A 21842-nucleotide genomic window follows, 5' to 3' on the forward strand; every position below is an offset into this window, starting at 1 on the left:
GTGTCCAAGTGGCCGTGGAATGAGTGTCCAAGTCAGCGTGGAATCGCTGTCCAAGTGTTCGTGGAATGGGTGTCCAAGTGCGCATGGAATCCCCAGCGATGAAGCACAGCAAAACAAAACCGCACATAACGACAAGCAGTGCCGAGGCTCCAAAGTTTTGCAAAACAAATGCAGCGGCTATCGGGCCGCAGGCCTGAGCCACGAGTACCGGCCTGGCGAGAAGCCCCATTCTCGCTCCGTAGCCTTGAGGCCCAAACAACGCCAATGGAAGAGTGCCGCGAGCGATAGTGAGGATGCCGTTACCAGCGCCATAGAGTGCAATCGCCACGAAGGCCAGCCAAGGCAGGCCTGAGATCAGCAGTCCGAGTCCAATCAAACAAAGCAACACGCCAACTCGTGCGGACCAGGTTGGGTGGAGGTTCCTGCCTATGGAAAACTCCGCGCCCCTTGCCACGACTTGCGAGGGACCAATTACCATGCCGATGGCCAAGGCCACAGCAGTCGCGACCCCCAGTTGCTTGAGGACATTGAGCAGGTGCACTGAGATACCTGATACCACCAGCGCCAGAATCGTCAGCATCGCGCCAATCAGCAAGAACAGATGGTTGGTGGTGTCGGGGCGAAGCTCTGATGCATTTGGTGCTTCTGGAATGCCGGGGTGAGGCGGTTGTTTTGTGCTTCCGGGAATTAACAGGGCATGAATAGGGAATCCTGTTAGCAAGTGAGCAGTTGCGATGGCAAAGCACGCGCTTCGCCAACCGATCCAACTCTCCAGTCCCGCTATCACCGGCCAGCCTATGGTGCTGGCGAACCCTCCTAACAGGGTCAGTCCGGTAATTGACGTTCGAGCCCCCTCGCCGAAAAGACGTCCCAGGGTTGAGAAGGCTGCGTCGTATAAACCCGCTGCCATGGCAACGCCGATCAGGGTCCAGGCGAGATAGTAAGTGGCAGTACTGCCCGCCAGCCCCATCAGCAGCATGCCAAGAGCCAGTAGGAGTGAACTGGCGGCAAGGACAGAGCGTCCGCCATGACGATCAATATGGCGACCAACTGCCGGTGAGGAAGCTCCGGCTACCAGCATTCCCCAGGACAGGCCGCCCACTACACTGGTGATGGACCACCCTGTTTCTTTGGCTATCGGGGCCGCAAGCACTGCCGGCAAGTAATAGGTCGTACCCCAGGCAAGAATCTGGGTAAAACCCATGGCCCATACGAGCCTGGAGCGATTGATCGGAGGATGAATCTGCTCTGGAAGTGTCACGACCGGCGCACTCATTTTTTAGTTGTGAGTAACAACAACCTAGCGCCTTCTGCTGGCTACCGTCAATCGGAGATCGGTGTTGACGATTTCGGGATATCAGGATTACTGTTGCAGCTAACAACTAATTTGTGACGGTTATGACGAAGCGTAAAAACGATCAACTGACTCAGGATTCCGAGGACTTGTATGAGGCATTGAACCAGCTTGTTCGCGTTCATCAGTTCCGTGATCGAGATCGGATCTGCTGTTACGACGTATCTGTAACCCAGTGCTATGCCGTCGAAACGCTGGTCAAAAGGGGCGCACTGCGCCTTCAGGTCTTGGCTGAAGAAATGTTCTTGGACAAGAGCACGGCGAGTCGAGTGATCGATACCCTGGAGCGCAAACGGTATGTGTCCCGAGTTGAAGATGATGAAGATCGACGTGCGGTGCGAATCCAGGTAACGGATGCTGGACGTGAGCTATACGCGAAAATCAGAGCTGATCTGATTGCTGAGGAGCGAGCGATGATTGAGAACCTGTCAGCAGAAGCCAGGCAGGGAGCGCTGAGTTTACTCAGGCAGATTACGCGGGCCACGGAGATTCGCTGCGGGCTCGTGAGTGAGTGCTGCCCAGCCGAGAAGAGCAAGGATTGAAAAGGGAAGATATTCCCTTTTTTTGCCAATAATGTTGTTACTACCAACGTAATGGGGCTCCAAAAATGCGAGTTCGTTTAGCTGAACCTAACGACACTGTTTCAATAGCCGCCATCTACAACCAGGGGATCGAGGAGCGTAGCTCTACGTTTGAAACGACTCCTCGAAGCCCGGCAGACATGCTTGAACGCATCAACTCAATGAAGCGTTATCCAGTGTTGGTTATGGTCGATGAGACGGATCAGGTTGTTGGATGGGCAGGACTCAGTAGCTATCGCGCTCGTGCCTGTTACGACGGCATTGCGGATTTTTCCATTTATCTGGACCGCAGTGTTCGCGGCCAGGGGCTCGGCAAGCAGTTACTTCAGTCACTGCTGACAGAAGCCGAAGCTCGCGGATTCTGGAAAGTCCTTTCACGCATTTTTACCTTCAATCACTCCAGCCTCGCATTGTGCAAAGCCTGCGGTTTCCGCCAAGTGGGGGTGTATGAAAAACACGCCAGCCTAGAAGGACGCTGGGTCGACTGCGCGATTGTCGAGCGCCTGTTCCCGAACAATCAGCCAACCTGAAGGAGTCGATCATGGATAACACTCACCTTCCCGTCGCCATGATCGGTGCGGGCCCGGTGGGCCTCGCCGCAGCCGCTCACCTCCTGGCCAGAGGTATCACTCCACTGATCCTGGAAGCTGGTCCGGAAGCTGGGGCCAGCATTGAAGAATGGGCGCATGTGAAGATGTTCTCTCCGTGGCAGTTCAATGTGGACAAGGAGGCGGCCAAACTTCTGCTGGCCGATGGTTGGTCTCCACCACCGGAGAACGAGTATCCAACGGGTCGTGAACTACTGGACCGGTTTGTTCGACCTCTCGCGGACCTCGAACAGATCAAGCGTCACTTGCAGCTCAATACCCGTGTTCTGGCAGTCAGCCGCGTCGGTCAGGATGTGATGAAGACTCAGGGCAGATCCGCAGCTCCTTTCTTGCTGCGTGTCAGAGGGCCATCGGGTGAACGAGATGTGCTGGCCAGCGCTGTCATTGATGCCTCGGGCACCTACCTGACACCAAACTGGATGGGCGCCCATGGCATCCCTGCATTGGGCGAAATCGAGCATGCAGCGCACATTGCGTACGGCATTCCGCAGGTGCTGGGTCGTGCGCGGAATCGCTATGCCAACAAAAGAGTGCTGGTAGTGGGTGCTGGTCACTCAGCGTTTAACGCCCTCCGGGATCTGGTGCGACTGACTCCGCAGGCGCCACAAACCAAAGTGCTCTGGGCGATCCGGGGTAATTCTCTTGAGCGCATTCTGGGTGGTGGTGCGAATGACCAATTGGAAGAGCGCGCAAAGCTCGGCCTGAAGATTCGCCAGTTGCTGAATGACGGCGTGATCGAGCTGTTCAAAAACGTTGCTATCGATCATGTTGCAAGCAATGGCCAAGGGCTGGTCGTGAAGGCGGGAGAGCAGCTACTTCCACCAGTGGACGAACTCATCGTGGCGACTGGATTCCGCCCAGACCTGAGCTTGCTCAGCGAGCTACGTATTGCACTTGATCCCGCGACCCAAAGCGCAGTGTTGCTCGCACCCATGATTGATCCCAACGAGCACAGCTGCGGTACGGTCAGGCCCCATGGCGCGGTAGAGCTGGCCCATCCTGAGGAAGGCTTGTTCATTGTGGGGATGAAGAGCTATGGCCGAGCGCCTACGTTTTTGTTGATGACTGGGTATGAGCAAGTACGGTCTGTCGTCGCTGCGCTGGCGGGCGATTGGGATGCGGCCAAAAGGGTTGAGCTGGTTCTCCCGGAGACTGGCATTTGCAACTCGGATTTCGATGAAGTCGATGATGGCTTGAAAGCTTCGGCAAGTCAGGCGTCTTGTTGCGGCACTGGAGGGACAATCCCTGAGGTCGCACCTCGTACCTCGCCGGGTTGTTGCAAAGTCTAGTGCTCAGTCGCCGAACCCGACCTCCAGAAACCATATATACGCTCCCGCAGATATTTGAAGAGGCTCGGTAAGCGATTTACGTAGCTTACGCCATAATACAGGGCTTTCATTGAAGGTTAGCGGCACAGTCCAATCGTTTTGATGGATTAATGTGGCGCTGGCTCTTTACCTTATATATGAAAAAACATATATTCTTTAAACCGCATGTGAGCTGAGGCTTCACAATGACCAGCAAAGCCCGTGTCCTGTTCGTCTGTACCGCCAACGCTGCACGCTCTCAGTTGGCGCAAGCGTTGCTGATGCATACCGACTCAGAGCATTTCGAGGCGTTCAGCGCCGGCGCAACTCCGACTGAGGTCGATCCACGCACCTTTGAGGCGCTTTCACACATCGGTGTGAGCACCGAAGGATTACGTAGCAAGTCGATAGACGAGTTCCGTGGTGAGCGTTTCGATTACGTCATCACCTTGTGTGATAAAGCCGCAGCGCAATGCCTGTCTTTACCTGCAGCCGGTGAGGCATTGGCCTGGAGTTTTGAAGATCCGGTCACCAGCATCAAACACAATGCGTTCCGTCACACCCTTCACGAAATTCATGAGCGCATCAAGATGTTCGTCTTGGTCAAAAACAAACACTGAGAAACGATATGGCTGACCATCTGACACCGACCACTTTTTTCAAATGCCTGGCTGACGACACTCGGGTGCGCACGATGATGCTCATCACCCGTGAAGGAGAACTTTGTGTTTGCGAGCTGACCTGCGCGTTGAATGAGAGTCAGCCAAAAGTCTCCAGACACCTGGCGCAGCTGCGCAGTTGTGGTTTGCTGTCGGACCGTCGACAAGGCCAATGGGTGTATTACCGACTGCACCCAAATCTTCCTGATTGGGTCCATCAAGTGCTGACCACTGTGCTCGAAAGCAACAAGCATTGGTTGAGTCCTGACGCCAAACGCCTTGATGAAATGGGCGACCGTCCTGAACGGGCACTCGCCTGCTGTGAACGCTAGATAGCCTGATTCCGCCTTCGACTACGAGATCGCTCGATGAAAATCCTGTTCCACTGCACTGCCAATAGCTGTCGCAGCATCCTCTGTGAAGCGGTCTTCAATCACTTGGCACCGGAAGGCATGAAAGCCTACAGCGCGGGCAGTCAGCCCAAAGGTGAAGTGCATCCGCTGAGTCTCAAGACTCTGGAAAACGCTGGTATGTCGACGCTCGGGCTGTTCAGTAAGTCCAGCGATGTCCACGTGAACCTGGCACCTGATTTCGTCATCACGGTGTGCGACAAGGCTGCCGGTGAGGCCTGTCCGGTATTTTTCGGGCCGGCCACCAAGGCCCACTGGGGATTGGCTGACCCTTCGGAATACCACGGAACTCAAGAAGAGATTGAGGCGGCTTTTGAAGCCACCTTGGAGCAGATCAGAACCCGTATTGAAGTCTTCCTGGCAATACCGCTTTCCCAACTGAGTGCCGAACAGCTCAAGGCTGAGCTGGCCCTGATTGGCACGCTGTAACCACAGGAGCAATGATCATGAGTAAAAGCCGCCTTTCCTTCCTGGACCGATACCTGACCCTGTGGATTTTCCTCGCCATGGCGTTGGGTATCGGCTTGGGAAGCCTGTTCGAAGGCTGGCCACAGTGGCTCAACAGTCTTTCTGTGGGCACAACCAACATCCCCATCGCTATCGGCTTGATCGTGATGATGTATCCGCCTCTGGCCAAGGTGCGTTATGAGGAACTGCCGGAAGTCTTCAAGGACAAGCGCATCCTCGTCTTGTCACTGGTCCAGAACTGGGTCATCGGCCCGGTGTTGATGTTCGCACTGGCGATCATTTTCTTGCGGGACCAGCCGGAATACATGACGGGCCTGATCCTGATCGGCTTGGCTCGTTGCATCGCGATGGTGTTGGTCTGGAATCAGATCGCAGGTGGCAACAATCAGTACGTCGCCGGGTTGGTGGCGTTCAACAGCATCTTCCAGATCCTGTTTTTCAGCCTGTACGCCTGGGTCTTTCTTGGGCTGTTGCCACCGCTGTTCGGGCTGGAAGGCAGTGTAATCGAGACCAGCTTTGTCACCATTGCCGAGTCGGTTCTGATCTATCTGGGTGTGCCGTTCCTGGCGGGCTTCTTTACCCGCAAGATCCTCATCGCCCGTAAAGGCGAAACCTGGTTTCAGGAGCGCTTCATTCCCAAGATCAGCCCGCTGACGCTGGTGGCGCTGCTGTTGACCATCGTGGCCATGTTCAGCCTCAAGGGTGACGTGGTACTGAATTTGCCATTGGATGTTTTGCGCATCGCGATACCACTGACGATCTACTTCGTGGTGATGTTCTTCATCAGCTTCTGGATGGGCAAATTGCTCAAGGCTGACTATCCACGCACCACCGCACTGGCTTTCACAGCTGCGAGCAACAACTTCGAACTGGCGATTGCCGTGGCCATTGCCACCTTCGGCCTGGCTTCCCCGGTCGCCTTTGCCACGGTGATGGGTCCGCTGGTGGAAGTACCGGTACTGATTTCTCTGGTCGGTGTGGCCCTCTGGTTGAAACGCCGCTGGTTCGATGAATCCAAGAGCGCTGTTGCGCAGGACAAAGACTATGTTTGATGACCGCATCCCCCAACTCGATACCGACCTGGTTGATCTTCCATCGGCTGACAAGCTGGGCATTGAGAAGACCTCGATCCACAAGCCGCGCATTTTGCTGCTGTACGGATCGACCCGTGAGCGCTCCTTCAGTCGTCTGATGGTAGAAGAGGCCGCTCGACTGCTGGAGCACTTCGGCGCCGAGGCGCGGATTTTCAATCCGTCCGGTTTGCCGCTGCCAGATGACGCCCCCGACAACCATCCGCGCGTGAAGGCGTTACGCGAGCTGATGCTGTGGTCGGAAGGGCAGGTCTGGTGTTCCCCGGAACGTCACGGCTCGATGAGCGCGGTCTTCAAGGCGCAGATCGACTGGGTGCCACTCGCGATGGGCGCGGTACGCCCGACCCAGGGCAAAACCCTCGCTGTCATGCAGGTGTGCGGTGGCTCGCAGTCGTTCAACGTGGTTAATCAGCTGCGCGTGCTGGGACGTTGGATGCGCATGTTCACCATCCCCAACCAATCCTCCGTGCCGAAGGCTTATATGGAATTCGACGATAACGGTCGGATGAAGCCTTCTCCGTTCTATGACCGTGTCGTTGATGTGATGGAAGAGTTGGTGAAGTTCACGCTGCTGCTTCGCGACCGTCAGGACTATCTGGTGGATCGTTATTCCGAGCGCAAGGAGTCGGCGGATGAACTCATGAAACGTGTCAATCAGCGCTCCATTTGAGGATTTTTCACCGTGCAACAACACCCTTATTCCGTACTGCCGCTGGCTCAGTTCAATGGCAAAGCGCCTGGCGAAGCATTTAAAGCCGCATGGGAACAACACCATCCACGACTTAAGCAGCTGCTGGCCGAAGGAAAAACCATTGCCATCCATTGCAAGGGCGGCTCGGGCCGTACCGGTTTGATCGCGGCTCAACTGTTGATCGAGAGCGGTGTGCCATTCAGCGATGCCATCCGCGATGTTCAGTCGCTGCGCCCACGCGCCATTCAGCATCCTGCCCATATTGAATACATCGGCCAGTTTGACACCCAGTCGAACTCCCACTGACAGCAGATACAGAGCACAACAACATGACTATCAAAGTGGGTATCAATGGTTTTGGTCGGATCGGTCGCCTCGCGCTGCGAGCAGCCTGGAGCTGGCCAGAATTTGAGTTCGTGCAGATCAACGATCCGGCAGGCGATGCGGTAACCCATGCGCACCTGATCAACTTCGACTCCGTGCATGGTCGTTGGCACCACGAAGCCAGCGCTGAAGGCAATCAGGTGGTGATTGGCGGCAAGCACATCAATGTGACCGCGAACAAAGCGATTGCCGACACCGACTGGTCGGGTTGCGATCTGGTGATCGAAGCCAGCGGCAAGATGAAAACCGTGGCGGTGTTGCAGGCCTACCTGGATCAGGGCGTGAAGCGTGTGGTGGTCTGCGCTCCGGTGAAGGAAAAAGGCGCATTGAACGTCGTTATGGGCGTCAATCATCAGCTTTTCAAACCGGCGGAACATCGCATCGTTACCGCCGCTTCGTGCACCACCAACTGTCTGGCGCCCGTGGTGAAAGTCATCCACGAGAAATTGGGCATTCGTCACGGCTCGATCACCACCATCCATGACCTGACCAACACCCAAAGCATCCTCGATCAGCCGCACAAGGATCTGCGTCGGGCACGTGCTTCGGGCATGAGCCTGATTCCAACCAGTACTGGCTCAGCCACCGCTATCGCCGAAATCTTCCCGGAACTGCGTGGGCGCCTCAATGGTCACGCCGTGCGCGTACCGCTGGCCAACGCTTCGCTGACTGACTGTGTCTTTGAAGTCGAGCGGGCCACCACTGTCGAGGAGGTCAATCAGTTCCTCAAGGACGCTTCCGAGAACGAACTGAAAGACATTCTCGGCTTCGAGGAGCGTCCATTGGTGTCCATCGACTACCGCACCGACCCGCGCTCATCGATCATCGATGCACTGTCGACGATGGTGATCAATGGCACTCAAGTGAAGATCTATGCCTGGTACGACAACGAATGGGGCTATGCCAATCGCGCCGTCGAACTGGCCAAACTGGTCAGTCTGGCGGACTAAGGAGCGGTCATGAAAGCGTTGTCAGCCCTCGCTCCGCAAGTGCGGCAGTACCTGCTCGTCACGGGCAACTACTGGGCCTTCACCCTCACCGACGGCGCCTTGCGCATGTTGGTGGTGCTGCACTTTCACGCGTTGGGCTACAGCCCACTGCAAATCGCCGCATTGTTCCTCTTCTACGAGCTTTTTGGCGTGATCACCAACCTGGTGGGTGGCTACCTGGGCGCCCGGCTGGGGCTGAACCGAACCATGAACATCGGGCTGGGCCTCCAGGTCGCGGCGCTGCTGATGCTGACGGTTCCGGTGGCTTGGCTGACCATCCCTTGGGTGATGGGCGCTCAGGCGCTGTCGGGGATTGCCAAAGACCTGAACAAGATGAGTGCAAAAAGCTCCATCAAGCTTTTGGTTCCGGATGGGCAGCAAGGCAAGCTCTACCAGTGGGTGGCGATTCTCACCGGCTCGAAGAACGCACTCAAGGGCGTTGGCTTCTTTCTGGGCGGAGCCTTGCTGGCCTTGATCGGCTTCAAAGGCGCCTTGCTGGCCATGGCGGCTGTCCTGGCGCTGATCTGGGTCAGCAGCTTGATCCTGTTGAAAAAGGACCTGGGCAAAGCGAAAGCCAAGCCCAAGTTTCGCGACATCCTGTCCAAAAGCCCGGCGATCAACATCCTCTCGGCGGCGCGGATGTTCCTGTTCGGTGCCCGGGATGTCTGGTTCGTGGTGGCCTTGCCGGTCTACCTGAGCAGCGTCTTCGGCTGGGACTTCTGGCAGGTTGGCGGCTTCCTGGCGGCCTGGGTGATTGGCTACGGCATCGTGCAGTCCTTCGCGCCCAACATCACCGGTAAGAAACGAGGGCACGTACCGGATGGTCGCGCGGCGTTTCTGTGGGCACTGGCACTGGCGGGGCTACCTGCGGCAATCGCTCTAGGGCTGAACACCGGGCTGTCGCAACAGGTGGTGCTGCTCGGCGGATTGATGTTTTTTGGCGCGCTGTTCGCGGTGAATTCGTCGCTGCACAGCTACCTGATCGTGTCCTACGCCAAGGAAGACGGCGTGTCGCTGGATGTGGGTTTCTATTACATGTCCAACGCCATGGGGCGGTTGATCGGCACAGTGCTTTCCGGCTGGGTTTATCAGGTGTATGGGCTGGAAGCGTGCTTATGGATATCGAGCGCGTTCGTGTTGTTGGCCGCCCTGATTTCTCTCGCCTTACCCAGGCATGCTGAGTCGATATGAAACCGATGGACAAGACGATTGAAGGGACATGGTTTATAGGTGAATGGCGCAATAACCAGGGGGATGCTTCGGCGCTACCGTCAATTCGGCTTTCCGCCGACACGCTGCAATGGGGTGATTGTACGGCGGAGTTTGGCAGCCTGATTAGCCGCGAGGAGAAGCGAGCATCCTTGGTGGTGAAAGAGGGCAGCGACTGTCCAGTCAACACTACATAGTGGAAGTGTAGAGATCGTTCAGCTGTTTCGGCTTTGACAATATCATTGCGCAGTCGAAATCCAGCCCTGGATATCCGCAACAGTCGGAATCTTCCCGCTGCTTACAACCTTCTCGTTGATCACCAGAGCCGGCGTGGCGAGGATGTCATAAGTCATCATCTTGCCCATATCGGTGATCTTTTCGAATTCGGCATGGATATTTAGATTCTGCGTGGCTTGACGGGCTACGGCCTCCAGCTTCTTGCAGTTGGCGCACCCCGAACCCAGGATTTTGATGTTCAGCATTGGAAGCTCCTTGGTGTGTAAGTCAGCTTGCTGTCTGTTTACGTTGATAACGGATCAGTTGGTAAATTGCGCCAGTTATGGCCAGCGAGGCCGCCATTCCTGCACCAAGGGTCAGCCAGTTGGTACCATCGATCCAGGCACCATAGAGAAGGCCTGCCACGATGCTGAACGAAGCGACTAACCCAACGTAGGCTGCGGTTTTCTTGCGACCAATCACCGCCGTCACCATGAGCATGCTCTGCAAGCTAAGTTCAGGATCCGCCATCAGGTAGGCCAGGAGCGGGCCAGGATGCATACCGAGATCAAGGAACATGCGGGCGACGGGCACTTCTACCAAGGTTGGGAAGTACATGAACACGCCGAACCCTACCGCGATGGCATTGGCGAGCACTGTGTTGCTGCCTGCAAGGCTTTCAATCCACTCGGGTTGAATAACCTGGCGAACCATGCCGACAATGAATACACCCACCACCAGCACAACAAATATCTGCTTGACGAAGCGCCAGGCTTCCCACAGCCAGCCTTGCCAGTCTTCGGTTGGCAGTTTTCGGGCAAAGTACCAAACAGACAGTATGGTCAATGCGACACCGAATACACGACCCGTGAAGGTAAAGGCTAATGTGCCAGGTTCTGGTGTCAGTCGCATCGAAGCGATCAGCAAGGTACTAGCGGTCAGACCCAGCGCAACCCATGTCCAGTTGTTGGCTCCTTCGGTGATGTTATCCAGACCACGCTTGGCCGTGGCGGCAATCATCAGGAGTAGGGCGATGAGAACAGATCCTTGGAAGCTCACGCCTTCTTCTCCCTTACTGGCGTCGTATGGAACCCAGTCAAACAAGGTGTCCTGCCACGCCTGGGGCCAGAAAAACGAGACTTTGAAACTGATCAGATCCGCGGTCAGGGGCCACAGTTTCAAGGTGCCCGCAATCAGCAAGGCCACCAAAGATAGCAGTACGCCCAGTGCAGGCCCGGAAACGCTGGCCTTCTCTGCGAACAGGGCATCCGCCTGTGCGTCGTGGGCCAGGTCGTCTTTGCAGAATAGAGTAGCCATCAGCAAGCCAATACCGATGCCGAAGATCAGGCAGAGGCTCAGACGGGCGATTGCAAACTCCGCTCCCAGAATACTGCCGGTATAGGCCAGGGCCATGATGTTTCCTGCGGGAGCAAAAAACAGAAAGGTGATCGCCGGGCCGATACCTGCTCCTTTGCAGTAAACGCCCGCGAACAAAGGAACAATCGTGCATGAACAGACGGCAATCAGCGATCCAGCAAGTGCCGCCGCCGGGTAGGAAACGTAGACAGGTGCATGTCGACCTAGCCAGTGAGTGATACTGGCTTTCGGAATAAGTGCTGTCATGGCCCCGGCAATAAAAAACGCCGGCAACAGGCAAAGAAGGACGTGGGCCGCCAAGTAGGAAGCCAGACTGCCGGCTCCGCCATTGAATAGCTTAAGTGCGAGGTCCATGGAGGGCCCTCAATCCTTAGCGTTAAGGTCAGCTTTTATGGTATCCGCTGTGCGTTGACCGGGTTTGACTTCGATCAGTTGCACGCAGTAAAACTTTACGTAATTCGCTGGACCACAGCACGGCGCTGCCCACTGCAAAGCAGATCACCCACTGAGCTGGAGTCAAGGGTGTGGTGATGAAAGCCCGATTCAGGGGCGCCTCCAAGGTGGCTATCACGATCAACCGGAATCGCTGCGACCATCGCCTCCGAAATGGGAGGGCGTACAGACTTGAGGACGTCGCGCTCACGGGCTTCGACAACTGGCGGCACCATGACAATGTCACCCAGTCCACCAACGGGCTGCTCAATGACGCGCCCCTCCAGTTGGGCTTTCCAGCGCTCGGTTGCGCGCTCGAACAGTACCCGCCCATCCACTTCATCCGGTAAAAACAATGGTTCGACAGGGGTCACCCAGGTGGTCTCGGCGACCTTGGAAACCTCGGCCAAAATCTGTGCCCCTGAATTACCGCACCCACCACCAACACCTTCTTGCCCTCGAACGGGCCAAATCAACGATCCAGTCGCCAAGCATTTTTCCCTGATAACGACGGTTGTTGGCGCTGATGCGGTTTTGATTCTCCAGGCTATTGGAGATCTTGACCTACCTGAATACTCGGTAATCGATGGACTTATGCGTGTCTTCACAGACCGCCTAAGGGGCAGCGGAAGTCAGCAGCTTGGGTCAAAACCTCATCAGTACCAACAGCCGGCTGCGATAGTGGCGGTTTTTTCGTTCATTGATCCGCTTCTCCCTTGATGGCCAAAACGCTGCAGGGTACCTGATACAGAACATGCTCCGTAGTACTGCCAATAAGCTTGTCCACCCCTTTGTGATGGGTATTTCCCATTACGAAGATATCCGCTCGAGTATGAGTGGCAAAGTTGGCCATCGCTTTGGTTGGCGGCCCTGCAATGAAGTGTTGTCGCTCAGGCGGCACGCCGTGGCGTCCAGCCAAGGCAATGAAGCACTTTTCAAGTGACCGGCGCACGTCGTTGCTGAAGCCTGGCATCGTCACGGCGCCAGCACCTGCATCAGAGAAATGTGTGTGGGTCAGTTCATAGGCATACAGCATGTGCAATTCAGCATCACATTGCGTGGCCATTTCGCTCGCCGCCTGAATGATGCTGTCGTTGATTCCGCTGATCTGACCCTCTGGATGCGATGGATCAACCGCCGCCACTATCACTCGAGGAAGCGGACACCTGACTTCGCTGACCAGATGTACAGCGCTCGGACATTCACGCAACAACTGCCAATCCAAAGGCGTGACGAATACGCGTTTGAGCGCTGATTCATGATGTACGTCCTTGATGATCAGGTCCGGCTGCATTTCAGCCACATGCCCAAGGATCGCTTGCAGCGGGTCACGGGTCAATGCAACTTCGGTGGTCACGGTGATGCCCTTCCTGCGCATGAGTTCGGCCTCATCCGTCAACCACTGCAGGTTCTCCTGCCGGCAACTCTCACGAAGTTGTTCGCTGTTGCTCATTAACCGCATAAGGTCGAAGTCTTCGATGAACACCGCGATATGCAGCGCTGCGCCTGTAGCGTCGGCCAGTGCGATTGCCCGCTCCATCGCCGGCGAGTGACGCATGGTGGGACCTGCGATCAGAAAGAGTCGTTGATACTGCCTCATGTGACACCTCCAACGTTCCGGGTTATCCGCTAGCGCCCCCAGCACTCTCGCTTGTCCCACCATTGGCGATCTTTATCGCCTCAACTACCTGGATCGACACTATCAATATACGCCTGCATCACCGGCTTACCAGTTGCCAAGACTGTCGAAGGGTGTAGCAGACCTTTCCATCACGATCGAGCAAGAGACGGGACTGCTGGAAACGCGCGCCACGCCACGCGCCTTGACCACGGAGCATAACCAATGCGGTTGCTGGTAGTTGAGCACCTGAATTAATACTTCGTAAAAAACGAGCTATTCGCAACGAATAAACGATTTTTGTTGTGGTAACAGGCTCGCTAGCATGACTCCTCCAGCCTATTGCTGCTTCATACGGAGACAGTAAATGACCGCCATCAGCGTCGGCCAATCCTGGATGTGGGCCGCCTTCATCGTGTTCGTCCTTGCCATGCTGGCGCTCGATCTGTTCGTCTTCGGCGGGCGCAAGGCGCATCGTGTTTCGGTCCGCGAAGCGCTGGCCTGGGTCATCACCTGGGTCAGCCTGGCACTGGTCTTCGCCGCTCTGCTCTGGTGGTATCTGCACAGCCATGTTGGTGCCGAAGTGGCCCAGCGTACAACGCTCGAATTTCTCACCGGCTACCTGATCGAACAGTCGCTGTCGATCGACAACATGTTCGTTTTCGTCATGATCTTCGGCTACTTCGCCGTGCCGCCAGAGTTGCAGCGCCGCGTCCTGCTTTATGGCGTGCTCGGCGCCATCATTATGCGCGCCGGTATGATTTTCGCCGGTGTCTGGCTGGTGCATGAGTTTGCCTGGCTACTCTATGTCTTTGGTGCTTTCCTCGTCATCACCGGCATCAAGATGCTGATCTTCGCCAACCAGCAGCCAGACCTCGAAAAGAACCCTTTGCTGCGCTGGCTGCGTAGCCATCTTCGCATCACCGACGGCTTTCACGGCGAGCGCTTCTTCGTGCGTCAAAACGGCCTGCTCTGGGCGACGCCGATGTTCCTGGTGCTGGTACTGATCGAGGCCAGCGACCTGGTGTTCGCGGTCGATAGCATCCCGGCTATCTTCGCCGTCACCACCGACCCCTTCATCGTGTTCACCTCCAACATCTTCGCCATCATGGGCCTGCGCGCACTGTATTTTCTGCTTGCCGACATGGCCGACCGCTTTCACTTGCTCAAATATGGCCTGGCCATCGTATTGGTGTTCATCGGCGGCAAGATGCTGGTCTCGCCGTGGTGGCACGTGCCGATCCAATGGTCGCTGACCACAGTCGGCGGCATCATATTGATTTCGGTACTGTTGAGCCTGACTTTGACGAAGGGCAAAACACGGGTTACGGGAGAGCAGTGATGAATCAGAGATGTTGGCGCTGATGGGGTTTTGACCCAGGATTCCGGAAATCAATGACCTAGTTCCGCAACGGTGAAGCTTACGAATGTGTACATGCAGTCTGTCACCTTTGCTCATCGCGAATGTAAGGTCACAACATCGGTTGTCGCGGATGTTAAATTCCGCGGAGCGGGTGTAACCCACATGCCCATCATCCTGATTGTTCGGAAAGCACCATTCTGAGTCGCCCGTCAGGGTCTTCAGTTCCTGAAAGAAATGCAGGGCGAAGGGGGAGAGGAAGACATGGTGGTGCACGCTATCCAACCACGGCCGTTTCTCTGCATCTCGCCACTTCCTATGGCATTCGCGCACGTTGGGCCGAACCGTTTTGTTGAATTCATCTCGGCAGGTATTTCGGATAGTCGAAGCAGCCTCCTTCCACATCCTCGAAGTACTCCACGTACGGTGTGCGAAGCGGGAACTCGATCACCACAGCAGCGCGGGATTCATTCCAGAAGTGCCAGCCTCAGCGCGTCGCCGTCGTTGATGAGAGGGTTCCAGTGAGCGCGGACGCCAGTGTTCCCGACCAGACGAAATGGCCACTTCAGATCGCTACAGGTGCACGGCTCGATATCGATCCGGGCAGACCTGGCTTCGAGGATGAGCAGCGCACGATCATCTGCCGCCGCGTCCTGTTTTTTTCTTCAGGCATGACTTCGTCCTTGCCGCTATAGCGGCTTAAAGTTGTACGGAGAAATTGATTTCGTACAGCTGTTACGACCAGTTGTCCGATACCGTTTCGGCACGGTTTCACTTCGTTCGAATAGGTCTATTTTTGGACTTTAATGACCCTCACAATGAACAAGCGGGAGGGCTCTATGAGATTTAGAGGCGACATCTTCTGGGCGTGGGCAGACCCCTCGCTTCACCACAGGACGCACGTTGAAACGCTCAGTGATGGAACCCACATTGACGTGGAGGTCAGGCTATCCCGCGCCGGAGAGACTCAAATGTTCATCGGTGTTTATGCTGCCGATGGCATGGCGTTGCATGAAGAAGCTGTTGATCCACGTCGTGGTGAGTCGATGACCAGAGCTTTGGCTTGGGGTGTTGGTCGAGCTCGCCAATTAGCTTCTGCTGCAGGTGCGAAGACTCAAAAAACGTCCTCGAAATAGAGGCATCCTGCAAATGTGCAACCGACCGTCAGGCCGTGCGCACTAGTAATGCAGTAGTGTCACAATAATCTCATGTGAGTCGGGAAAACGATCCTGTAGTACTCACTATGACTATATGCGTGATTTCATGTCTTCGATTGATGATTTTCGCTTCAATGCCCACCACCTCTTACTCGATCTCGACGCAACTACTAATCATCTAATGATGTTGGTGGTTGCGAGGGAGGTTGCTGGAAGTCGTTGGGATGAAGCTGTAGCACGCCAGAAACTTGCCTATGACGCGTGGACGTCAATCCTCAGCGGCGTTCAAACAGATCCGATGCCTGCTCTTGATGGTCGACCGGCTGACGGGGCGGTTACATCGTAGAAGTAAACGTTCAGTGGTAGCTTTTGCTGATGCGTTCGGCGATCGCTTCGAGGCTTTCGGCCATGGCCCATATGTCGTTGTTGTCCCGGCGGGAAACGACTGCGGCTCGGTGCACGTTGCGGCCGATCAGTCCGTTTGCGAAAGGATTGCCGACGCAAGGTCCACAGTCAGAAAAGACACCGGCTGAACAAATGCGCATCGGGTTGGCTCCGCGCGATTTATGCGACGAAGTTTAACTATTGGCGCGATTTGCTTGGCATGATTGCTCAGTCTGTATGCGAACTTGAAGTATCCGTGTAAACACCCAATCGCAGTTGCGGAACATGCCCCGTCACGTATTTCTTTTGAGCGGTGATTGTCCATCGTTCAAATTACTTCTGGTGAAACCACCCACACGCTGCATGGCATCTTGTACAGCAGATGTTCCACAGTGCTGCCGATTAACCGCTCCATGGCGCGATGACCGACGCGCCCCATAACGATGACATCAGTGTCATAAGTCGCGGCATAGCTGGAAAGCACCTTGGCCGGATTGCCCATGATCATGTGTTGGCGCTCCGGCGGGATTCCGTTGCGCTGCGAGAGGTTGCGGAACGCATCAGCCTGTGCCTCGAACAGGGTCTTGGCTTTGCTCGAAGAAAAGAATGCCGAACCATTACTGAAGCCGAATTCATCTGCGCTGATGGATGAGAGATCATGGGCGTAGATCACGTCGAGCTCGGCGTTGCAGGTAGTGGCCAGTTTCGACGCCTCGCGCAAGATCCTGTCGTTGAAGCCTTCATATTCGTCATCACGATGAAAAGGGTCGACGGCGGCGACGATTTTGCGCGGCAAAGCGTGGTGCACATGGCTGACAAAATGCAGCGGTAGCGGGCATTTGCGCAGCAGATGGATATCCAGTGGAGTAAACATCAGGCGTGACAGCAGGGATTCGTGTTCCAGCGCCTTGATCACAACAGCCATCTGCTGTTCTTTCAGATGAATGAGAATTTCTTGCAGCGGCCGCTCCACCCACACCACTTCAGTGGTGACGTGAACCCCGATTTTACGCAACGGTCTGGCTTGGTCTTCAAGCCATTGGCGATGGCGCTCGACATAGCCCAGCCGCATCTGTTCCAGCGCTTGTTCGTTGACCATTCCAGCCGTCGCAAGCCCTTCGAGGTAATCGAACGCCACGATGTGCAGTGCCGCATCCGAAGCCTTGGCCAGAGCGGCAGCCCGGTCGAAGGCAGGGCTGTTTTCCATCAACGGTGAAACGATCAGCATGAAACGTGATTGATCAGACATGACAGATCTCCGGTAGGTATTCGCGCAATGGGCTGTACCCATGGCTGGGGCATTGGGCAGTAAAGCCTTGCATTTATACTGCGCAGGACCGGGCGACGGGTTTGATCTTTGTCAATTGAGATAGTGGAGGAACGATGTCGCCCGACATGCGGTTGCCCAGGTCTCGTCGAGTGATGGATTTGTTGACCATGATCAAACTATCGCCTGTCATCGCGGCGCAGTCTTTGGGTTCGTGCAGAACGTTGGCTTACGCGAGACAAAGGAGGGAACACAATGGCAACCATGAAAGCGGCTGTGTTCGTTGAACGAAACCGGATTGTGCTGGAAGACAAGCCCATCCCTGAAGTCGGGCCGCTGGATGCATTGATCCGTATCACCACCACGACCATTTGTGGCACCGACGTGCACATCCTGCGCGGTGAGTATCCAGTAGCCAAAGGCCTGACCGTGGGCCACGAGCCGGTGGGCATCATTGAGCGGCTGGGTTCGCAGGTGCGAGGTTTTGTCGAAGGCCAGCGGGTGATCGTCGGTGCTATCACGCCCAGCGGACAGAGTTATGCCTGCCTGTGTGGTTGCGGCTCACAGGACGGTCCGGACACCCGTCATGGTTTCCGTGCCATCGGGGGGTGGAAGTTTGGCAACATTATCGACGGCTGCCAGGCCGAGTACGTGCTGGTACCGGATGCCATTGCCAATTTGTGCCCGATTCCCGACGGGCTCAGTGACGAGCAGGTGTTGATGTGCCCGGACATCATGTCCACCGGGTTTTCCGGGGCAGAGCGCGGCGAAGTGACCATTGGCGATACGGTTGCCGTGTTTGCCCTTGGGCCCATAGGCCTCTGTGCGGTGGCGGGGGCTCGACTTAAAGGCGCGACGACGATTATTGGCGTCGATGCCGTGGCTGAGCGGATGGACGTCGCGCGACAATTGGGCGCGACCCATGTCGTCAACTTCAAGGACGGTAACGTGGTCGAGCAGATCATGGCCCTGACCGACGGTCGGGGTGTCGATGTGTCCATCGAGGCACTGGGAACTCAGGGGACATTCGAATCCGCACTGCGGGTACTGCGTCCGGGTGGTCGACTGTCCAGCCTCGGCGTTTACTCCAGCGATCTGCATATTCCCCTCGACGCCTTTGCCGCAGGGTTGGGCGACTATAGCATCGTCACCACACTGTGCCCCGGTGGAAAAGAGCGCATGCGTCGCTTGATGGCGGTGGTGCAGGGCGGTGGTGTGGACCTGTCGCCGCTGGTGACTCACCGTTTCAAACTTGATGATATCGAGGCGGCTTATGAGTTGTTTGCTCACCAACGGGACGGTGTAATGAAGGTCGCCATTACGCCGTGAAGGTATGCGGGGCGAATCTCGATGTCGAACGGAGGTATCTATGATCATTGATATCACGCAGAAACCGACAAGCCATTGCTGGGTCGTGCGCATGGATGCTTTGGAAGTGAACTTCAAAAGCCTTGGCCAGGCACAGGCTTTCGTTGGCCAACTCAAGGCACGTATCGATGCACCGCATGCCTGGCCCATACCCCCTGGTTCGGCAGCCCTTGCCAGACCGATGTCCGCCCTTCGAACGGCCAGCCCCAAGGGTAAAGAGGTTCGCGCCGACCTCGTGGAGTAATGCGTTGGGTCGGCATCGGACGAGGCTCAGGCGGATGACAGCCCAATGAACGAAACCTTCGGGATGGCGGGTGCAGCGGCTGCGCTGGGGATTGGCATGCTCATCGGCCTTGAACGCGAACGACACAAGGGGCAGGAGGAGACCCGTGCTTGTGCCGGTTTGCGGACGTACGCGATCACGGCATTGTTGGGTTATGTGGCGATGCAGCTCGGTGGCAACCTGCTGATAAGCATCGTCGCGATCATCCTGGGGGTGCTGGTCACCGTAGCGTACTGGCGGAGCCTGGGCGATGACCCCGGTGTGACCAGTGAAGTGGCGTTGCTCAGTGTCTTGGTGCTGGGAGGGCTGTGTGGTTCCAGGCCTGCGTTGGCGATTGCCATCGGCGTAGCGATCGCGGGGCTGCTGGCCTATCGACAGAAGCTGCACTACTTCGCCCGCAGTCAATTGACCGATGCCGAGCTGGGTGACGGCCTGATCCTGTTGACTGCCGCGCTGGTCGTGCTTCCCCTGGCGCCGGACCGCTTTATCGGCCCCTACGGTGGCATCAATTTGCGCACCATTTGCACCCTGACGGTTTTGCTGATGGCAGTGGGGGCGATTGGGCATATCGCTGTTCGTACGCTCGGTCCCCGTTATGGTTATGCCATCAGCGCCATTGCCTCCGGGTTTGCCTCCAGTACTGTGACGATTGCCGTCATGGGCCATCTCGTCACACGCCAGCTCGACAACCTGAAGGTCCTGAGCGCGGCCGCGATCCTGTCGAACATGGCCACCCTCTTTCAGGTGGCGATGATCCTGGGGGCGGTTGACGCCGGCTTGCTGCGCCACATGTGGGGGCCTCTGATAGCCGGCACCGTCGCGGCAGCGCTATATGGCGTGTGTCTAATGTTCCCCAGGCAGGCGACCGGCGCCAGCCAGCCAATTAAGGTCGGTGGTGCGTTCAACCTCAAACTGGCCCTGATCGTCACGTTGGCCATGACGGCAATCACCTTTGTTTCGTCCATGATGCTCAGCCATTTCGGTCAGGTGGGGGTCATGTTGACGGCCACGTTCGCCGGTCTTGCGGATGTGCATGCCTCGACGGCGTCGATTGCCACGCTGGCCAAATCCGGTCAGTTGCCGTTCGATGCCATTGTCGGCCCTGTGCTGATTGCAATCAGCAGCAACTCCATCAGCAAGTGCGTGGTGGCGTGGGTCAGCGGTGGACGGCGGTTCGCCGCCTACGTGATTCCGGGCCAGGTGTTGCTGACGCTGGCGATGTGGGCGGGCATGTGGGTGTCCTGACAGACATCGCGCGGGTAACTGACAAAAATCAAGTGGTCAGAACACCGAGCAATCAATCTGTAGCTCTACTGGATTGAAATGGCGCGTGCCGAGGTTCCCCATGTCGCAGACTCAACGCTTACTCTTGATCGCTCCCTGCGCCATGACCCGTACCCCGGCGTTCGACCGCGCCGCGGCCTTGGCGCTGGCGATGCATTTGCCATTGCACATTGTGGCGTTCGACTATTCACAGGCCCTGGCGGTAGCCGGACTGTTCGACCCGGAACAGTTCGATCGGGCTCGGGACGGCTATCTGCAAACCCATCGGCAATGGCTCGCGGAACAGGCCGGCTTGATAAGCAAGCATGGCGTCGAGGTCACCAGCGAGGTGGTATGGGTACAGGATCCTTATGCCGAGATCCTGCACTTCATCAACGAGATGCCGCTGACGCTGATCATCAAGGACGCCCAGGAAGAATCGGCGTTGAAACGGGTGTTTTTCACGCCGCTGGATTGGCAGCTGCTGCGTGATTGTCCGGTGCCGGTGCATCTGGTGACCACGCCTCTGAACCCCCGTCCGCGCAACGTACTGGCCATCATCGATTTGTCGCGTGATGAAGATCAGGCCCCTGTGTTCAATGACCAGATTATCGACGCCGCGGCGAAACTGGCGGCTGTCTGTGATGCCAGCCTGGAGCTGTTGCATGTGTATGACTGGACGGTTGTATACGCTCAGGACATGGGCTTTGGCGCCTTACCGCTGGCCACCGGCCTACATGAAATGTTGGGAACGGCTCAGCATGACGCGTTTGCGGCCATCGCTGAACGCCATGGCGTGCCTGCGCAGCGTCGTCACTTTTACGAGGGGGCACCTGTGCCGCGCATTTGTGAGTTCGTCTCGGACCACAAAACCGATGTCATCGTCATGGGTACTGTGCAGCACAAGGGTTTGAGAAAGCTTCTAGGGACCACGGCTGAGCAACTCTTGCATCGGGCGCCATGCAGTGTGCTGGCGATCAAGCCGGGACGAATGCTGCAACCCTGAGGGCTGGAACGCCCCGCGATGGACCGTTGGCCGGATCAGCACGTGGCGGCCGTCCCTGAGCGCTTCGACCCAGTATTGGCCGTCGACGGCGGCGTAGGCGGCCGCGGCCCGATCATTATGGTCTTTGACAGTGAGCATGGGGTATTCCTCCGGTGCGTTATTGCAGGGTGAAGGGCGGTAAAGACAACCGTGTTTGACTCCTTTGTACGCAAGCTGTCCGCACTGAAATTTGATCTGGACCAGAGACCGGTGTCAGCTCCGTCAATTCACGCGTGTTTGATGTAAATCAAATCGCATGAGGGCTCAGAGCGCAGTGTTATAGCGTGCCGGCACGTGAAGACCGGGGTCGAACGGAGGTGT

Annotated in this window: 24 protein-coding genes and 2 pseudogenes; 18 read left to right on the forward strand and 8 right to left on the reverse strand. The window is 56.6% G+C overall.

The window, feature by feature from the left end:
- On the reverse strand, window positions 1-1204 hold a 1204-nt coding region (locus ACIO0C_RS23485), incomplete at its 3' end, for an MFS transporter (protein WP_401315577.1).
- A gap of 194 nt (window positions 1205-1398) precedes the next feature.
- Here ACIO0C_RS23485 and ACIO0C_RS23490 point away from each other — a divergent pair.
- From ACIO0C_RS23490 to ACIO0C_RS23545, 12 genes are all read left to right on the forward strand, one after another.
- Entirely contained in the window at window positions 1399-1896 is a 498-nt protein-coding gene (locus tag ACIO0C_RS23490; protein WP_401315579.1) for a MarR family winged helix-turn-helix transcriptional regulator, read from the forward strand.
- A 65-nt stretch (window positions 1897-1961) separates the two neighbouring features.
- A complete protein-coding gene (locus ACIO0C_RS23495) occupies window positions 1962-2465 on the forward strand; it encodes an arsinothricin resistance N-acetyltransferase ArsN1 family A (RefSeq protein ID WP_401315580.1) in 504 nt (167 codons plus the stop codon).
- A gap of 11 nt (window positions 2466-2476) precedes the next feature.
- On the forward strand, window positions 2477-3832 hold the full coding sequence (locus tag ACIO0C_RS23500) for an NAD(P)-binding domain-containing protein (protein WP_401315582.1): 1356 nt from the start codon (window positions 2477-2479) through the stop codon (window positions 3830-3832).
- A 224-nt stretch (window positions 3833-4056) separates the two neighbouring features.
- Window positions 4057-4470, forward strand: coding sequence for an arsenate reductase ArsC (locus ACIO0C_RS23505; RefSeq protein WP_401315584.1), 414 nt, complete (start codon window positions 4057-4059; stop codon window positions 4468-4470).
- 8 nt (window positions 4471-4478) lie between these two features.
- Window positions 4479-4841 (forward strand): metalloregulator ArsR/SmtB family transcription factor, encoded by a 363-nt coding sequence (locus ACIO0C_RS23510; protein ID WP_401315586.1) that lies wholly within the window; start codon window positions 4479-4481, stop codon window positions 4839-4841.
- Window positions 4842-4877: 36 nt separating this feature from the next.
- Entirely contained in the window at window positions 4878-5348 is a 471-nt protein-coding gene (locus ACIO0C_RS23515; RefSeq protein WP_401315588.1) for an arsenate reductase ArsC, read from the forward strand.
- Between the two features lie 17 nt (window positions 5349-5365).
- Window positions 5366-6439 carry an ACR3 family arsenite efflux transporter gene (arsB, locus tag ACIO0C_RS23520; protein ID WP_401315589.1) on the forward strand — a complete coding sequence of 358 codons (1074 nt, stop codon included), beginning with the start codon at window positions 5366-5368 and terminating at the stop codon, window positions 6437-6439.
- A complete protein-coding gene (arsH, locus tag ACIO0C_RS23525) occupies window positions 6432-7148 on the forward strand; it encodes an arsenical resistance protein ArsH (RefSeq protein ID WP_401315591.1) in 717 nt (238 codons plus the stop codon). Before arsB ends, arsH begins: the two co-directional genes overlap by 8 nt.
- Window positions 7149-7160: 12 nt before the next feature.
- On the forward strand, window positions 7161-7475 hold the full coding sequence (locus ACIO0C_RS23530) for a tyrosine-protein phosphatase (protein WP_401315592.1): 315 nt from the start codon (window positions 7161-7163) through the stop codon (window positions 7473-7475).
- A gap of 23 nt (window positions 7476-7498) precedes the next feature.
- Window positions 7499-8503, forward strand: coding sequence for an ArsJ-associated glyceraldehyde-3-phosphate dehydrogenase (locus tag ACIO0C_RS23535; RefSeq protein WP_401315593.1), 1005 nt, complete (start codon window positions 7499-7501; stop codon window positions 8501-8503).
- Between the two features lie 9 nt (window positions 8504-8512).
- Window positions 8513-9733, forward strand: coding sequence for an organoarsenical effux MFS transporter ArsJ (gene arsJ / locus ACIO0C_RS23540; protein ID WP_401315594.1), 1221 nt, complete (start codon window positions 8513-8515; stop codon window positions 9731-9733).
- Window positions 9730-9948 (forward strand): hypothetical protein, encoded by a 219-nt coding sequence (locus ACIO0C_RS23545; protein WP_401315595.1) that lies wholly within the window; start codon window positions 9730-9732, stop codon window positions 9946-9948. The genes arsJ and ACIO0C_RS23545 overlap by 4 nt, the downstream gene beginning before the upstream one ends.
- Window positions 9949-9990: 42 nt before the next feature.
- Here ACIO0C_RS23545 and ACIO0C_RS23550 read toward each other — a convergent pair whose 3' ends face one another.
- From ACIO0C_RS23550 to ACIO0C_RS23570, 5 genes and pseudogenes are all read right to left on the reverse strand, one after another.
- Window positions 9991-10233, reverse strand: a complete 243-nt coding sequence (locus ACIO0C_RS23550) for a thioredoxin family protein (protein WP_401315596.1) — start codon at window positions 10231-10233, stop codon at window positions 9991-9993.
- 22 nt (window positions 10234-10255) lie between these two features.
- A complete protein-coding gene (locus tag ACIO0C_RS23555; RefSeq protein ID WP_401315598.1) occupies window positions 10256-11698 on the reverse strand; it encodes a permease in 1443 nt (480 codons plus the stop codon).
- A 28-nt stretch (window positions 11699-11726) separates the two neighbouring features.
- Complete coding sequence (locus tag ACIO0C_RS23560; protein ID WP_401315693.1) at window positions 11727-12032, reverse strand: cation transporting ATPase C-terminal domain-containing protein; 306 nt, start codon at window positions 12030-12032, stop codon at window positions 11727-11729.
- A pseudogene (locus ACIO0C_RS23565) lies at window positions 11956-12239 on the reverse strand (pyridine nucleotide-disulfide oxidoreductase); the annotation flags it as partial. The pseudogene ACIO0C_RS23565 and the gene ACIO0C_RS23560, both read right to left, overlap by 77 nt.
- A gap of 234 nt (window positions 12240-12473) precedes the next feature.
- Window positions 12474-13376, reverse strand: coding sequence for a universal stress protein (locus ACIO0C_RS23570; RefSeq protein WP_401315600.1), 903 nt, complete (start codon window positions 13374-13376; stop codon window positions 12474-12476).
- A 385-nt stretch (window positions 13377-13761) separates the two neighbouring features.
- Here ACIO0C_RS23570 and ACIO0C_RS23575 point away from each other — a divergent pair, with 385 nt between their 5' ends.
- On the forward strand, window positions 13762-14736 hold the full coding sequence (locus tag ACIO0C_RS23575) for a TerC family protein (protein WP_401315602.1): 975 nt from the start codon (window positions 13762-13764) through the stop codon (window positions 14734-14736).
- Between the two features lie 857 nt (window positions 14737-15593).
- Window positions 15594-15890: a hypothetical protein gene (locus ACIO0C_RS23580; protein WP_401315694.1), complete on the forward strand. Its 297-nt coding sequence runs from the start codon at window positions 15594-15596 to the stop codon at window positions 15888-15890.
- A 733-nt stretch (window positions 15891-16623) separates the two neighbouring features.
- On the opposite strand, the gene ACIO0C_RS23585 is transcribed toward ACIO0C_RS23580, so the two are convergent.
- Complete coding sequence (locus ACIO0C_RS23585; protein ID WP_401315696.1) at window positions 16624-17544, reverse strand: universal stress protein; 921 nt, start codon at window positions 17542-17544, stop codon at window positions 16624-16626.
- Window positions 17545-17817: 273 nt separating this feature from the next.
- Between ACIO0C_RS23585 and ACIO0C_RS23590 the strand changes: the two genes are divergently transcribed.
- From ACIO0C_RS23590 to ACIO0C_RS23605, 4 genes are all read left to right on the forward strand, one after another.
- Window positions 17818-18891 carry an NAD(P)-dependent alcohol dehydrogenase gene (locus ACIO0C_RS23590; RefSeq protein WP_401315604.1) on the forward strand — a complete coding sequence of 358 codons (1074 nt, stop codon included), beginning with the start codon at window positions 17818-17820 and terminating at the stop codon, window positions 18889-18891.
- Between the two features lie 40 nt (window positions 18892-18931).
- On the forward strand, window positions 18932-19174 hold the full coding sequence (locus ACIO0C_RS23595; RefSeq protein WP_401315606.1) for a hypothetical protein: 243 nt from the start codon (window positions 18932-18934) through the stop codon (window positions 19172-19174).
- A gap of 45 nt (window positions 19175-19219) precedes the next feature.
- Complete coding sequence (locus tag ACIO0C_RS23600; RefSeq protein ID WP_401315607.1) at window positions 19220-20458, forward strand: MgtC/SapB family protein; 1239 nt, start codon at window positions 19220-19222, stop codon at window positions 20456-20458.
- A gap of 100 nt (window positions 20459-20558) precedes the next feature.
- Window positions 20559-21482, forward strand: a complete 924-nt coding sequence (locus tag ACIO0C_RS23605; RefSeq protein WP_401315608.1) for a universal stress protein — start codon at window positions 20559-20561, stop codon at window positions 21480-21482.
- Window positions 21483-21509: 27 nt separating this feature from the next.
- Here ACIO0C_RS23605 and ACIO0C_RS23610 read toward each other — a convergent pair.
- Window positions 21510-21620, reverse strand: a pseudogene (locus tag ACIO0C_RS23610) (GNAT family N-acetyltransferase); the annotation flags it as partial.
- Window positions 21621-21842: the final 222 nt, after the last annotated feature.

The sequence above is a fragment of the Pseudomonas sp. NPDC087336 genome (genome assembly GCF_044744285.1).
In the GTDB taxonomy this organism is placed as follows: Bacteria; Pseudomonadota; Gammaproteobacteria; order Pseudomonadales; family Pseudomonadaceae; genus Aquipseudomonas.

Coding starts and splice junctions, on each gene's coding strand:
- ACIO0C_RS23550 (WP_401315596.1), bottom strand. CDS start 10,233: ATGCTGAACATCAAAATCCTGGGTTCGGGGTGCGCCAACTGCAAGAAG.
- ACIO0C_RS23490 (WP_401315579.1), top strand. CDS start 1,399: ATGACGAAGCGTAAAAACGATCAACTGACTCAGGATTCCGAGGACTTG.
- arsH (WP_401315591.1), top strand. CDS start 6,432: ATGTTTGATGACCGCATCCCCCAACTCGATACCGACCTGGTTGATCTT.
- ACIO0C_RS23545 (WP_401315595.1), top strand. CDS start 9,730: ATGAAACCGATGGACAAGACGATTGAAGGGACATGGTTTATAGGTGAA.
- ACIO0C_RS23515 (WP_401315588.1), top strand. CDS start 4,878: ATGAAAATCCTGTTCCACTGCACTGCCAATAGCTGTCGCAGCATCCTC.
- ACIO0C_RS23570 (WP_401315600.1), bottom strand. CDS start 13,376: ATGAGGCAGTATCAACGACTCTTTCTGATCGCAGGTCCCACCATGCGT.
- ACIO0C_RS23575 (WP_401315602.1), top strand. CDS start 13,762: ATGACCGCCATCAGCGTCGGCCAATCCTGGATGTGGGCCGCCTTCATC.
- ACIO0C_RS23605 (WP_401315608.1), top strand. CDS start 20,559: ATGTCGCAGACTCAACGCTTACTCTTGATCGCTCCCTGCGCCATGACC.
- ACIO0C_RS23535 (WP_401315593.1), top strand. CDS start 7,499: ATGACTATCAAAGTGGGTATCAATGGTTTTGGTCGGATCGGTCGCCTC.
- ACIO0C_RS23585 (WP_401315696.1), bottom strand. CDS start 17,544: ATGTCTGATCAATCACGTTTCATGCTGATCGTTTCACCGTTGATGGAA.
- arsB (WP_401315589.1), top strand. CDS start 5,366: ATGAGTAAAAGCCGCCTTTCCTTCCTGGACCGATACCTGACCCTGTGG.
- ACIO0C_RS23505 (WP_401315584.1), top strand. CDS start 4,057: ATGACCAGCAAAGCCCGTGTCCTGTTCGTCTGTACCGCCAACGCTGCA.
- ACIO0C_RS23495 (WP_401315580.1), top strand. CDS start 1,962: ATGCGAGTTCGTTTAGCTGAACCTAACGACACTGTTTCAATAGCCGCC.
- ACIO0C_RS23600 (WP_401315607.1), top strand. CDS start 19,220: ATGAACGAAACCTTCGGGATGGCGGGTGCAGCGGCTGCGCTGGGGATT.
- ACIO0C_RS23590 (WP_401315604.1), top strand. CDS start 17,818: ATGGCAACCATGAAAGCGGCTGTGTTCGTTGAACGAAACCGGATTGTG.
- ACIO0C_RS23595 (WP_401315606.1), top strand. CDS start 18,932: ATGATCATTGATATCACGCAGAAACCGACAAGCCATTGCTGGGTCGTG.
- ACIO0C_RS23510 (WP_401315586.1), top strand. CDS start 4,479: ATGGCTGACCATCTGACACCGACCACTTTTTTCAAATGCCTGGCTGAC.
- arsJ (WP_401315594.1), top strand. CDS start 8,513: ATGAAAGCGTTGTCAGCCCTCGCTCCGCAAGTGCGGCAGTACCTGCTC.
- ACIO0C_RS23580 (WP_401315694.1), top strand. CDS start 15,594: ATGAGATTTAGAGGCGACATCTTCTGGGCGTGGGCAGACCCCTCGCTT.
- ACIO0C_RS23500 (WP_401315582.1), top strand. CDS start 2,477: ATGGATAACACTCACCTTCCCGTCGCCATGATCGGTGCGGGCCCGGTG.
- ACIO0C_RS23555 (WP_401315598.1), bottom strand. CDS start 11,698: ATGGACCTCGCACTTAAGCTATTCAATGGCGGAGCCGGCAGTCTGGCT.